This is a genomic window from Acinetobacter sp. GXMZU3951, from assembly GCF_054457875.1.
On the sequence record NZ_JBTLFO010000003.1, the window covers coordinates 137,819 to 150,010 of the forward strand.

Here is a 12,192-nt window from a genome sequence, read left to right on the forward strand (position 1 = left end):
ATGCAAACTAAAATACGACTAGCTATTTTGTTTGCGGCTCGTCTACTCTAAAATAGAGAAGATATTTTATCATATCAGGAAAAATATCATGTCGGGTCTCTTGTTTGTCGTTTCTGCTGCGTCAGGAACTGGCAAAACATCTCTCGTAAAAGCCCTACTTGAACGTGTAAACAATTTACATGTTTCTGTGTCCCATACCACGCGCGGACAACGTCCTGGCGAACTCGATGGTGTACACTACCATTTCACTCAAAAAGATGACTTTCTTGCCTTGGTTGAACAAGGTGGATTCATTGAATACGCTGAAGTGTTTGGTAATTATTACGGTACAGCTCAAGCAACCGTAAAAGAACAATTGGCCAAAGGACATGATGTTTTACTGGAAATTGACTGGCAAGGTGCGCAGCAAGTCCGTAAATTATTTCCAGAGTCGAAACAAATTTTCATTTTACCACCGAGCCAGTTCGATTTGCGCCAACGGTTATCAAACCGCGGCACAGACAGTGTGGAAGTGATTGAACATCGCTTAAGCTGTGCTGTAGAAGACATGCAGCAGTTTGTAAACTTTGACTATGTCATTATTAACGATGACTTTAATAAGGCGTTGCACGATCTCGAATCGGTGATTACCGCCAATCGTCTGGTTCTGACACAGCAAGCCAACCGCCACCAAGATTTGATTCAGAAGTTGATCACTCCGGTTGAGTCGTGATTAAAACTTGAGTCTAAACTGAAAGCATTTTATACTGCACAGTCTGTTTCAGCATTAGCATTTAAACGAGAACTCTTATGGCACGCGTAACCGTTGAAGATTGTTTAGACCATGTAGACAACCGCTTTGAGCTTGTACTAGTGGCAAGCAAACGTGCGCGTCAACTGGCACGTCAAGGTATTGAACCAACTGTAGAATGGGACAACGACAAGCCAACTGTTGTGGCTTTACGTGAAATCGCAGTTGGCCACGTTTCAAAAGATATTTTGAAGCAACGTGAACAAGATTACCAAACTTCAAGCCTTGATCTTGCACTTTCAGCAAACAATCTTAATTTAGATGGTTTTTCTTTCCAATAAGATCGAAAAACTACGTAAAGGCCTAGTTTTTAACTAGGCTTTTTTTCGCTTGGAACTTTAATATTTCTTCAAGAACAGTTATAACATTAACTCAAACCATTCTATTTTTTTAAATTGACGATTTGCGAATTTTGCACAAAAAATTTGACAAGTTTCGCACTTTGCTTTTTATTAAAAACTGAAATGATGAATAGCTTTTTCATGGTATAGGTAAAGGTGTTATATGCCAGGCGCAGAAGTCAGCCAAGCCAAACAACAACTCAATGTGATTATCGACGCTTATCTTAATGAAAGTGAAGTCGAACGAGTGCTTGCGGCCTGCGATTATGCCGATATTGCGCATGATGGTATCACCCGTAAAAGTGGTGAACCGTACATCCTACATCCGATAGCCGTTAGCTGTATTTTGGCACATATGCGTTTGGATGCTGAGACCCTGATGGCTGCCTTATTGCACGATGTCATTGAAGATACCGATTTTAGCAAAGATGATATCAGTGAAAAATTTGGTCGTACAGTTGCCGAACTGGTCGATGGAGTCACCAAACTTAGCCATTCCAGCGATAAAGAATATAACAAAGCGGCATCGTTCCGAAAAATTTTACAAGCTACCCTACAAGATCCACGTGTCATTATTATTAAATTAGCAGATCGCTACCATAATATGACCACGCTGGAATCCTTACGTCCAGACAAACGTGCGCGTATTGCCCAAGAAACCTTTGATGTGTTTGTGCCTATGGCGCGCTTGGTCGGCATGAATGAAATGGCGGACAATCTTGAACATCTGTGTTATCAGAATCTTGATCTGGACATGTTCAACAATGTGCAAGAAGCTTTAGCCAAAACCAAGCCAAAACGCTGCGAATATCAAGCCATCTGGGAAAGAAATCTCACTTCACTGTTGCAGCAAAACCAAATTACTGGTCGGATAAAAAAGAAAAACAATAATATTGAGCTACTACGCCACTTTGTGAAAAATGATATTGATTTGCAAGAACTGACCCATAGTCATGCTTTTGAAATCATTCTACAAAGTATTGCTGATTGCGATAACCTCGCTGAAATTCTTAAAGAGCATTTCCAAGTCCTGTCGTATCAAGATCATATTCGTCGACCTTTACCAGGCGGCAATCAATCCTTGATGATGCGCCTCAAAGGCGAAAAAACCACGCTCTCACTCACTTTACAAACTGAACTGATGCGCAAAGCTGCACGCTTTGGTGTGGTCTTGGGTGAAAGTGCGCCTCAAGCGTGTCGCTCCGCAATTCAAGCCTCAATGCAGAATTTGAATGTCCTGATTGACAGCAGCTGCGCCAAAACCACGTTCAATGATTTGCTCGACTATCTGCATCAAGAAAAAATTTGGGTGTATACCCCACACGGCCAACTACACGAATTGCCACAAGGGGCAACCGCTGTCGATTTTGCCTACTCAGCCAGCCTATTTTTAGGCAACCATGCTGTCGGGGCGAAGATTAATGGGGAAACCAAACCCCTCTCGACCCCGCTCCTCAGTGGGCAAGTAATCGAAATCATTACGGATGTTTTAGCAACCCCGAATCCTGACTGGCTCAGCTTTATCAACACCCAAAAAGCCCGACGTGCGATTCAGAATATCCTGCGTGATCAAGATGTCGAAGAACAACAATTGGTCGGTGAACAAGCTTTAAACCGCGCACTCAAACTGTTTAACCGCTCTACAGATGATTTAACCGAAGATGATTGGCTCGACTTATTAGAATGGCGTCATCTTGAAACTAAACAGCGTCTATTTGAACAAATTGCAGTTGGGGATTTATTACCGCAGTTGGTTGCAAATCATTTGTTCGCACAAGGGCAATCTGCCGAAGAACATAGCTCCGATCGCTTAATTCAGGGTACGGAAGGCGTGGATGTCAAATATGCGCATTGCTGCAACCCTGTCCTCGGTGATCCAATCCAAGGACATTTATCCCGCCGTGGACTGATTGTGCATCGCGCACGCTGCCATAATTTATTGCATGAGCAGCATTTACATCCAGAAAATATCATGCCGCTACAATGGGCTTCAGAAGATCTGGATGACGTCAGTTTTACGGCCTATTTGTGTATTGATATGCAAATGAATGATGAACAAATTTCTGATTTGATTTATCAATGCCGTAAAGCCAAAACTGGGGTAGAAATGGTCCGCAACTACGACCATAAAACCTATGTCAATATCGTAGTCAATAACCGTAAGCAAATTGCCCAGATTATTCGCGACTTACGTATGCATTATGGCTTCCCACGAATTACTCGTCTTGCCATGCCCTTAAGTGCGACAGAAGCCTCTATTGCAAGTTAATCATTAAAAACGATAGGGCTTCTGTATCCGCATACAATCCTTTAAGATGTAGTGAGATATAAAAGGAGAAATCGATGTCCCGCCAAGTCATTCATACAGAAAATGCCCCTGCCGCTATTGGTACTTATTCTCAAGCAATTTTAGTCGGTGAAACACTTTATCTTTCAGGGCAAATCGGTTTAGATCCGTACAGTATGGAGTTGGTTGAAGGCATTGAAGCACAGATCCGTCGTGTATTTGATAACTTAAAAGCGGTCTGTGAAGCTGCGGGTGGCTCGCTTGCCGATATCGCCAAACTGAATATTTTCCTGACCGACCTATCTAATTTCCAATTGGTGAATCAGATTATGGGCGAATACTTTGCACAACCTTATCCAGCACGTGCTGCTTTAGGCGTTGCTAGCCTTCCAAAAGGCGCCTTGGTAGAAATGGATGGGATTGTGATTATTCCACAGTAATTTATAGAATTAATTCAATATCCTGCCTTAAATATTTAGTTCAAAATTTTATAGCTCTCTTGCGCGAAAATCCGAGCAACACTCGGATTTCCGCTCAAATAGTATTCTTTTATTTAAATTCCCAATGATAATAATTCTCTTTTCAGATGAATTTAATTGACAAACGATAACAATTATCAATAATATTACTTATCGTATTTAATTTACTCTGGTTAACCCCAAATGTACGTATGTTTATGTCGTGGTATTACAGATCAAGATATTAAAGATGCCGTTGCCAACGGTGCTGAAAGCTATCGTGAAATCCGCGATTTACTTGATTTGGGTACTTGCTGTGGTCGTTGCGCACCTGAAGCACGTGCCATCATTAGCGATGAAATTGCTGAAATTGCGGCTCGTATTGCTGTGGCGGCTTAAGCCTCAATAACCATAATCATAAATATAATGATCTAATTGATCATTCCCCCTCCCCCGCTTCCGACTCTAAGCGGGCTTTATTTTTCTAAATATCCAATTGTTTTTGATTGCGATTTTCATTTGCTGTTCTATAAAGCACTCGCCTTTCCCAGTATTCTTGTTTAAGATTTATAGCACAACTGGGCTATAAGACCCGAATACAATTTTAAATCAGCATTGATTGATGGAGTCTAGGCTATGAAAGGCAATCGCGATGTGATTAACCAGTTAAATCAGGTGCTCTATCATCATTTAACTGCCATTAACCAATATTTTTTACATTCACGTATGTTTAATGATTGGGGTATCGAACAACTCGGTTCTGCGGAATATAAAGAATCGATTCGCCAGATGAAACATGCCGATAAAATTATTGAACGTATTTTATTCTTAGAAGGTCTGCCAAATTTACAACATTTAGGCAAACTCTATATTGGTCAACATACGGTTGAAGTTTTGCACTGCGATATTCGTAAAGTCAAAGAAAATATTGAAAGTATTCAAACTGCGGTAACCTTGGCCGAACAAACCATGGATTATGTTACACGTGACTTGGTACAAGAAATTCTAGAAAAAGAAGAAGAGTATTGGGACTGGCTCACCACACAACTCGATTTAGTCGAAAATGTTGGGATTGAAAATTATATTCAAAGCCAGCTTTAATTAGCTTTAAGTTTGATTATTAAAAAAGCCAGCAAAAGCTGGCTTTTTTAAGGTCTTTTATTGCGTGGGTGCTAATAAAGACTCATAACTTACATCCACATGTTTCAACTGTTTTAACAACCATAATTGATGACGCGCACCCTGCTCATCTCCATTGAAGGCAAGCACACGTGCATATTTCAACAAATCATATTTGGTTGGATAACACTGTACCATTTCATAGATTTGCTGTAATTCAGCTTTACTGAGCAGCGTATTCGGGTTGAGTCGAATCCATGCAATTCTACGACTGAGCTCATCCAGAACATAAATTCGATCATGATTGGTGATTTTTTCTGGGGTCTTTTCATAACGCATCGACTGATTGAGCTTGGGCACAGCAACCATATAATCACGATGAATCAAAACTAAAAGCAAGCCACCTACAATGAACATGATTTGCATATATTTGGGTGCAAGCGTCCACACTTTTAACTGATTGTCTTGAGATAGCACCAAACCCACAATAAAGCCTAGCGGCAACAAGAAATAGGCATAGTTCTGCGGATATTCCAATAAGGCATGCACCAATACTGCAATCACCATGAGAGTTCCAATCACCGATTCAGTGGAGTTCACGCGACTAATGAGGCGATATGCCAAATACATTAAATAAGCCAGAAATGGCACGCCAATCAGCAATCCATTCCAGACCAAAAAGTCTAAGACAAAATTATGCGAACTACGCACCCACTCAGGGATACGATAATACTCACTTACTGACACCTGTGCCACACTGGTCTGATTCCAGCCATAACCAAACCACGGTCGATCCGAAATGGCATACAGCATTTGCTGCCATATACCTAAGCGTAAGTGACCGCTACTTGCACGCTCAATCGCAGTTGGAGAATCTGCAATCGCTAAGTGAGATGCTTGCGCAATCCAATGATCAGCTATTGGCAGCGCTAGAATCAGCCCAATAAACAGGCCGACCCAAGTTAACATTGCATACCATTTCAGGCGCAAATATCCTCGGTACTGCTGATAAAAGAAATAACCCAAGAATAGAATACAGACAACCCATGAAGTTCTAGACTGGCTTAGGACCAATGCCACCAAAATAACCAATGAGCACAAACTTAACGCCCAAGCTTTAACTTTACTTTTCTCAAATAAATACAAACTAGACATTAATGAGAGAATAAGAAACGTGGCCATATTATTCGGCTGGGCAAAATTTGCATATGGTCTGTTGCTACGCAAATTTGCAATCCCAGGAATATGGTTTTCAATGGTGAGCCACTGCGCAATTGCCATCAAGCCAGATAGAGTTCCAACTATGAGCAGAACATAACTAAAAACAGTGAAGGCTTGCTCTCGATCTGTTTGCGTTAAAGATAAGTTATAACCGAGTACTGTACTTAGCCAAAAGCCAATGACAAACAAGCAAGAAATTAATGCAACACTAAAAAAGAATTCTAGTCCAAACATCCATTGCACTACAGGTATAAATGCCATAACGACAAGTGGTAGTGTCACCATAGGCAATTTAATTTTTTGCTGCAGAAAAATTGCTACTAATGTAAACAGGGATAAAAATGCAAAAAGTTCACCTGTATAGGTGACCCATGGGCGATAGTGAACAGGCAAAAGCCATGCCAGTGCAATCAGCACACTGGCAAGTAAAGAAAGAATGAATTTCATGGGGGTGCTACAGTTGCAGAACTGCGCATAGTGTAATTCAAAATGTTGTTTTTTTCTTATGATTCTATTTATCACAACTTACTCTGATGAGGTTATCTTTAATTATACGTAAAGCACTTCTGTTTAATATTATTAAGAAACAAGCTTTTTGCTAGGTTTAAACACAATATGAACCTCAAAATAATTTAGATACAAACAATTTATATCCATATTCCCAAAAGCGTGGTGGACTTAAAGGAATGCCAAACAAGTCAGATCTAAAATAATTAAAAAACAAATAAGAAAATAAAATTAAAAGTAGTAAACCTAAAATAAAATTAATAAAATTATCTATTTTATTTGTTTTAATATTTTCAACAAAAATTATTTCATTAAATTCTGAATTTTTTAACAAAAACACAAACAACAACAAAAGAGAAATTTGTGTTACTGGATAAACATAAACACCAGAAAGAGATAACTCTATTCCAATAGCTACAAAAGAAGCCAACAAAAAATATCCATTTTTTTGTTTTATATTTATATTTATAAAAATAGAATAAATTAAATAACTTAAGAAAGCAAAACCAATTAAACCAGTTTCTGAAAGTATTTGAATAAATAGATTATGTGGGTGAGCTGGTAAATTTACATATCGATCCAACTGATAAAAACCACATCCAAATATAGGATTATTTAACCAGCACAAAATTGCATGTTCCCATAAGTTATAACGTCCACTTGAAGTATCACGAATAATTGGTCTTAAAGGATTAGATGGAGACAAAAAAATAATTAAGAAATAAACCATCCATGTAAAAGTATAAACCAAGATTAATTTAAATCGATTTAACTTATTAAATATACAAACTAAAGCCAAAAATACAGTGTAAGCAATCGTTGCAGACCGCCCACCATCCAAAAGAATCGATAAAAAAGCTAATGATGTAAAAAGAAGATAAAAATTTTTTAACTTTTCATTGTTCAAATAAAACCAGATAGCAAAAATTGAAAAAATTAAAAAAAAACTATTATAAATACGAATATTCCAAGGCATAGGATACCAATTTTCGTAAACACCTGTATTTATATAACTATAAATTGAAAAAGGAAGCAGAATAAAAATTGAAAAACTAGAAATTATAATAATTTTAATATAAATTTCATTATAATCTAATATAAAAAACACCTTAAATAATAAATAAAAAACTAATAAATCTAGTATAATAAATTCCGCATTATTCCAAAAAAAACCACCAATAATCAAAAATAAAAAAAACAAAATATCCACTCTAATATAATTTAATTTTGTTTTCCCACCCCAAACAACATAAATAATCAACAACATTAGAATTTCAAGTATTCTAAGCTCATTATAGAAATTATCACTTATTCTTATCAAGTAACCAAAAATGAAAATGAAAAAATAAAGAGCTAACAATAGCTCTTTATTTTTTAAATGCTCAAAAATTTTAAGCATTAGGTTCCACGACAGTTAGCCGGTAAATATTTTTTTGCAATTGTTGACGCTGTACAATTCCATTGTAATGGCTTTGAAGCATCCGCACCAGGGACCGGAGTTAAAACAAAATTACCGTTAGCAGGTGCAGGCAAAGCACTTGCAACAGTGATAACACCATTCGCTCCTACAGCTAAGCTAGTTACATATTGACTAGCATTATTTGCACAACCAGCCGCATCAGTTGTACCAGGTAAAGAACCCTGAGCCTGATAGTATTCAGACACAGATGCTTTACATGCTGAAGCAGCTGTAGCCAACTCTGTAACTTTTGAACGTGTAATATAATCTTGATAAGCAGGAATCGCAATTGCCGCCAAAATACCAATAATGGCAACAACGATCATTAATTCAATAAGAGTGAAACCCTTTTGAGCGTTCATAACATTCTCCACAAATGTTTTTGTTTCGTTTTTTTTAAGCTTTGTAAAGCAAGAAGCGCTTTTGTATGCTTTGTTTATAATTAGCACGGAATGTGCCAAGATTTATTATAGTTAAATCCAACAAAAAAACAGCACCTTAGCGATGTTTTTTTTAATTAATTTTATCGGATAAACGCAAACTTAAAGACACAATTAGTACATAGGTGACAATATTTGTCATTTTCAAACCCATATGTTTTTTTGCTTGTGTACCAATTCGCATTCTTAATTGATAATGATAGGTTGATTCGGCAATTCATTTGATCCTTCATTTTCTTGTTGCGCGTTATAAACCTGAAGTATCGCTCCCATCTTATTTACAGCATCGATTACAGCTGCGCAATATTGTTGCAGACTCATTAACTGAACCATATCTTGGCAAATAGTATCCCAAATAACTTGTTCACTGGCTTGCTGAATGCCTCGATCAAACACCAATTCCACTTGTCGCTCACACAAGTTTAAATATAACAACACCCCACTATTGTATTCAGTATCCCAAACGCCCAGTTCAGCAAATAATTGTTCGGCGCGTTTACGGGTATTTTGTCGATAGGCTTGTAAACATGGTAAATGACCTTCAATCACCACCTGTATTTCACCGACATGACCGCATTCTGCTTGTTGTACAGCACTAGCAATTTGCTTTAAATCCTCGGCATTGAAATAGCGGTTTGTCCCTGAAAAATAAAAGCAATGCTTTAACCAGCGTTTAAAGCTAGGCTCGACTTGCGCTTGCCACTTCGGAGTCGTGACAATTTGAGTTGAATCCGTTGTTGTTACCATGAGCCTGATGCCCCTCCTCCACCAAAACCTCCGCCACCACCACGATAACCTCCCCCTCCACCAAAGCCACCACCCCCTGAACCCCGTCCTGAACCCGAAGCCAGCATTTGTAAGATGAGTTGTGCGATTGACGTGATGAGTAATACGAATATTCCAACACCGACCAATATACTAGTGAGCAAACCTACACCACTAACTAAGCCTGCCACTACACCTGCCACGCCCGCTGTTGCAGCGCTTAAACGCTTGCCAATCATCATAGAGGCAAAGGTTCCAACCACAATAATCACTAAGGCATAAGTCCAAAGCTTGGAACGCGCTTGCTGTTCATGCAGTGCTTGTGCTTGTTGTTCTTTTAATTCTTGCGCAGCTTGCTGGGCAATTTCAGGGTCTAAATTCAAGATCCGTGCTATTTCATTCAATCCAGATTGAATCCCTTGCGCATATTCGGCTTGTTTAAAATATGGGGTGATCTCATTCCGGATAATGCGTCCAGCGACAATATCTGGTAGTACACCTTCCAAACCATAGCCTGTCAGAATTTGGATTTTACGATCATTAATCGCAATCACCATCAGCAAACCATTATCACGTTTTGCCGTTCCCAACTGCCATTGTTCCGCTACACGCATGGCATAATCAAAAATTGTTTCCTGCCCTGTGGTTGGTACAATCACCACACCAATTTGGGCTTTACCTTGCTGATGCAATTGTAAAATCTGATCGCTAAGCGCCTGTTTATCTTGACTACTGAGAATATTCGCTTGATCAATCACAGGCGAATTTAAGCTTGGCAGGCTACGGACTTCCCCTTCAGGCAAATCATTTGCAACCTGTACCGAAGATGATGCTTGTTGTTCAACATCTGAAGAAACAGATGCCTGCTTAGCCTGTTGAAGAATCTGACCAATCACCACCGCATCTTCAGAACCATTAACTGTTTGAGCCGCTTCAGCCCAACTGAATGAACAGACGATCAAAGACAATAACGCGCTTAACAACAACAAAGTTGCTGACTTAGTCTTGTCTTTGAGATGATTCATGTCATCATTCCGTATCATACAGACAATTAATCAAAAGAGATTTTCGGTGCAGTCTGTGCACTTTGTTCAGCACTAAAGTTGGGCTTGGTATCCATACCAATCACTTTTGCCGTCATGACTTGCGGGAACTGTCGCACATAGGAATTGTAATCTTGTACCGTGGTGATATAACGATTTCGCGCCACTGCAATCCGATTTTCCGTACCTTCCAGCTGCACCTGTAAATCCCGGAATTGCTCGTTGGCTTTTAGATCGGGATAATTTTCCGAAACTGCAATCAAGCGCGATAAGGCCCCGGTTAGCTGCCCCTGTGCTTCCTGATATTTTTGGAATAATGCAGGATCTTCCAAGACTTGTTTATCGACTTTTAGTCCCGCCACATTGGCTCGAGCTTGCGTAACTTCCGTTAATACTTGTTCTTCATGTTTGGCATAGCCTTTTACCACATTGACCAAATTCGGCACCAAATCAGCACGACGTTGATATTGGTTTTGCACCTCCGACCAAGCTGCGGTTACCGCCTCATCTTTAACTTGTAAGGTGTTATAGCCACAGCCTGTCAACATTAAACTACCACTGAGTAAAACAATTAATGCGCTGTTTTTTATCCATTGCATGAGCTATGCCCTCAATTTTTATTGGTATGTTTCAATTCGAATAAAGAGCATTGTAGCCCGATTTTATTTGTCTTGTGTTTGATTTGTTTAATTTCAATTGGCTAAAAAAAGTCGGGAATATTCCCGACTGAATATAATCAATTAACTGGCTAAGCCCTTAGGCATAAATGCTTGCATCTGATAATCTTCAGCCAAACGCTGCTTCCAGTACTCCACAATCTCACTATAATCATGTGCAGTAGGATGAAAGTGTGCTTGATAATAGCTTAAATATTCTGGTACCAGTTGAATCAACATTTTCAATAGCCAATATAGGCCAAACAAATTCCCTTGAATTTTCGCTAAACTTTTCCCGCGATCCTGCCAGAATAATCGGCTGGCAGCATAAAAAGTTAAGCTGGCAAAACCCGTGGTGACACTCCGCATGATCATACGGCGTATCGCATCATCCCCATAAACATGCTGATACACATCAAAGGCCACGGCACGATGTTCAATTTCTTCTATGGCATGCCAGACCCATAATTTCTGTGCATCTTCTTCTAAAGCACGCAATACCTCGGGATGTCGCATAATATAACCACCCAGTAAGGCCGTAAAATGTTCAAAGGCACAAGTAATGGCCAACTGAATTTTAGGATCTAGACTTTTAACATAATGATCTTTACGCGCCAGCCAGTCTTGGAAACGATCCAGATTATAGTCCTCGCGTCGCCAGGCCTGATTAAATTCAGTATGCGCCTTGGAATGCATAGCTTCCTGCCCAATAAATGCCGCAATTTGTGCCTGCAATTCTTCGTTCTGAACACGCTCACGTACATTTCGCACACTATGCACAAAGAACTGTTCTCCAATCGGAAAAGTCGAAGACAATGCCGTCAGCAAATGCGACAGCACGGGAGAATTGGCAAAATAGTGGCGACGAATCGCCTTGGGATTGAATTGTAATTTACGCACGGTAATGCCATGTGCTTTGGGACGATTTAGGTATGATTTTTCTGTCGTCGTGTTTAACATTGCTGCTTCTCAACTAAGTCAAAGTACAGAGATTCAGTATCTAAAGCTATAATCCGATACGACATGGCAAAAATGCTTAGCCCATTTGCCAAATAACTCAAACCGATTATTGGTCGAATTACCATAAAAAAATCCCACCGAAGTGG

The 12,192-nt window shown here is 39.3% G+C and carries 13 protein-coding genes; 6 read left to right on the forward strand and 7 right to left on the reverse strand.

Going from position 1 to position 12,192, the window contains the following annotated elements; genetic code table 11:
• Positions 1-88 precede the first annotated feature (88 nt).
• From gmk to bfr, 6 genes are all read left to right on the forward strand, one after another.
• The gene (gene gmk, locus ACX17N_RS06505) at positions 89-712 is read left to right on the forward strand and encodes a guanylate kinase (protein ID WP_458891734.1); all 624 of its coding nucleotides are present in this window, start codon (positions 89-91) and stop codon (positions 710-712) included.
• A gap of 77 nt (positions 713-789) precedes the next feature.
• On the forward strand, positions 790-1,071 hold the full coding sequence (gene rpoZ, locus ACX17N_RS06510) for a DNA-directed RNA polymerase subunit omega (protein WP_086209029.1): 282 nt from the start codon (positions 790-792) through the stop codon (positions 1,069-1,071).
• A 223-nt stretch (positions 1,072-1,294) separates the two neighbouring features.
• On the forward strand, positions 1,295-3,400 hold the full coding sequence (locus ACX17N_RS06515) for a RelA/SpoT family protein (protein ID WP_458891735.1): 2,106 nt from the start codon (positions 1,295-1,297) through the stop codon (positions 3,398-3,400).
• Positions 3,401-3,474: 74 nt separating this feature from the next.
• Positions 3,475-3,858 carry a RidA family protein gene (locus ACX17N_RS06520; RefSeq protein WP_044739681.1) on the forward strand — a complete coding sequence of 128 codons (384 nt, stop codon included), beginning with the start codon at positions 3,475-3,477 and terminating at the stop codon, positions 3,856-3,858.
• A 222-nt stretch (positions 3,859-4,080) separates the two neighbouring features.
• Complete coding sequence (locus ACX17N_RS06525) at positions 4,081-4,275, forward strand: bacterioferritin-associated ferredoxin (protein WP_458891736.1); 195 nt, start codon at positions 4,081-4,083, stop codon at positions 4,273-4,275.
• A gap of 237 nt (positions 4,276-4,512) precedes the next feature.
• Entirely contained in the window at positions 4,513-4,977 is a 465-nt protein-coding gene (gene bfr, locus ACX17N_RS06530; protein ID WP_458891737.1) for a heteropolymeric bacterioferritin subunit Bfr, read from the forward strand.
• 57 nt (positions 4,978-5,034) lie between these two features.
• Here bfr and ACX17N_RS06535 read toward each other — a convergent pair whose 3' ends face one another.
• The 7 genes from ACX17N_RS06535 to ACX17N_RS06565 form a co-directional block, all read right to left on the reverse strand.
• Positions 5,035-6,663, reverse strand: coding sequence for a PglL family O-oligosaccharyltransferase (locus ACX17N_RS06535; RefSeq protein WP_458891738.1), 1,629 nt, complete (start codon positions 6,661-6,663; stop codon positions 5,035-5,037).
• A 175-nt stretch (positions 6,664-6,838) separates the two neighbouring features.
• Positions 6,839-8,122 carry an O-antigen ligase family protein gene (locus tag ACX17N_RS06540; RefSeq protein ID WP_458891739.1) on the reverse strand — a complete coding sequence of 428 codons (1,284 nt, stop codon included), beginning with the start codon at positions 8,120-8,122 and terminating at the stop codon, positions 6,839-6,841.
• On the reverse strand, positions 8,122-8,544 hold the full coding sequence (locus ACX17N_RS06545) for a pilin (RefSeq protein WP_458891740.1): 423 nt from the start codon (positions 8,542-8,544) through the stop codon (positions 8,122-8,124). Before ACX17N_RS06545 ends, ACX17N_RS06540 begins: the two co-directional genes overlap by 1 nt.
• Before the next feature lie 264 nt (positions 8,545-8,808).
• Positions 8,809-9,369: a TPM domain-containing protein gene (locus ACX17N_RS06550; RefSeq protein ID WP_458891741.1), complete on the reverse strand. Its 561-nt coding sequence runs from the start codon at positions 9,367-9,369 to the stop codon at positions 8,809-8,811.
• Complete coding sequence (locus tag ACX17N_RS06555; protein WP_458891742.1) at positions 9,363-10,412, reverse strand: TPM domain-containing protein; 1,050 nt, start codon at positions 10,410-10,412, stop codon at positions 9,363-9,365. The genes ACX17N_RS06550 and ACX17N_RS06555 overlap by 7 nt, the downstream gene beginning before the upstream one ends.
• 26 nt (positions 10,413-10,438) lie before the next feature.
• A complete protein-coding gene (locus ACX17N_RS06560) occupies positions 10,439-11,029 on the reverse strand; it encodes a LemA family protein (RefSeq protein WP_458891743.1) in 591 nt (196 codons plus the stop codon).
• A gap of 141 nt (positions 11,030-11,170) precedes the next feature.
• A complete protein-coding gene (locus ACX17N_RS06565; protein ID WP_458891744.1) occupies positions 11,171-12,046 on the reverse strand; it encodes a metal-dependent hydrolase in 876 nt (291 codons plus the stop codon).
• Between the last annotated feature and the right edge of the window lie 146 nt (positions 12,047-12,192).

Bases quoted from the DNA above. Each gene is read 5' to 3' on its own strand.
- gmk (WP_458891734.1), top strand. From the start codon at position 89: ATGTCGGGTCTCTTGTTTGTCGTTTCTGCTGCGTCAGGAACTGGCAAA.
- rpoZ (WP_086209029.1), top strand. From the start codon at position 790: ATGGCACGCGTAACCGTTGAAGATTGTTTAGACCATGTAGACAACCGC.
- ACX17N_RS06515 (WP_458891735.1), top strand. From the start codon at position 1,295: ATGCCAGGCGCAGAAGTCAGCCAAGCCAAACAACAACTCAATGTGATT.
- ACX17N_RS06520 (WP_044739681.1), top strand. From the start codon at position 3,475: ATGTCCCGCCAAGTCATTCATACAGAAAATGCCCCTGCCGCTATTGGT.
- ACX17N_RS06525 (WP_458891736.1), top strand. From the start codon at position 4,081: ATGTACGTATGTTTATGTCGTGGTATTACAGATCAAGATATTAAAGAT.
- bfr (WP_458891737.1), top strand. From the start codon at position 4,513: ATGAAAGGCAATCGCGATGTGATTAACCAGTTAAATCAGGTGCTCTAT.
- ACX17N_RS06535 (WP_458891738.1), bottom strand. From the start codon at position 6,663: ATGAAATTCATTCTTTCTTTACTTGCCAGTGTGCTGATTGCACTGGCA.
- ACX17N_RS06540 (WP_458891739.1), bottom strand. From the start codon at position 8,122: ATGCTTAAAATTTTTGAGCATTTAAAAAATAAAGAGCTATTGTTAGCT.
- ACX17N_RS06545 (WP_458891740.1), bottom strand. From the start codon at position 8,544: ATGAACGCTCAAAAGGGTTTCACTCTTATTGAATTAATGATCGTTGTT.
- ACX17N_RS06550 (WP_458891741.1), bottom strand. From the start codon at position 9,369: ATGGTAACAACAACGGATTCAACTCAAATTGTCACGACTCCGAAGTGG.
- ACX17N_RS06555 (WP_458891742.1), bottom strand. From the start codon at position 10,412: ATGAATCATCTCAAAGACAAGACTAAGTCAGCAACTTTGTTGTTGTTA.
- ACX17N_RS06560 (WP_458891743.1), bottom strand. From the start codon at position 11,029: ATGCAATGGATAAAAAACAGCGCATTAATTGTTTTACTCAGTGGTAGT.
- ACX17N_RS06565 (WP_458891744.1), bottom strand. From the start codon at position 12,046: ATGTTAAACACGACGACAGAAAAATCATACCTAAATCGTCCCAAAGCA.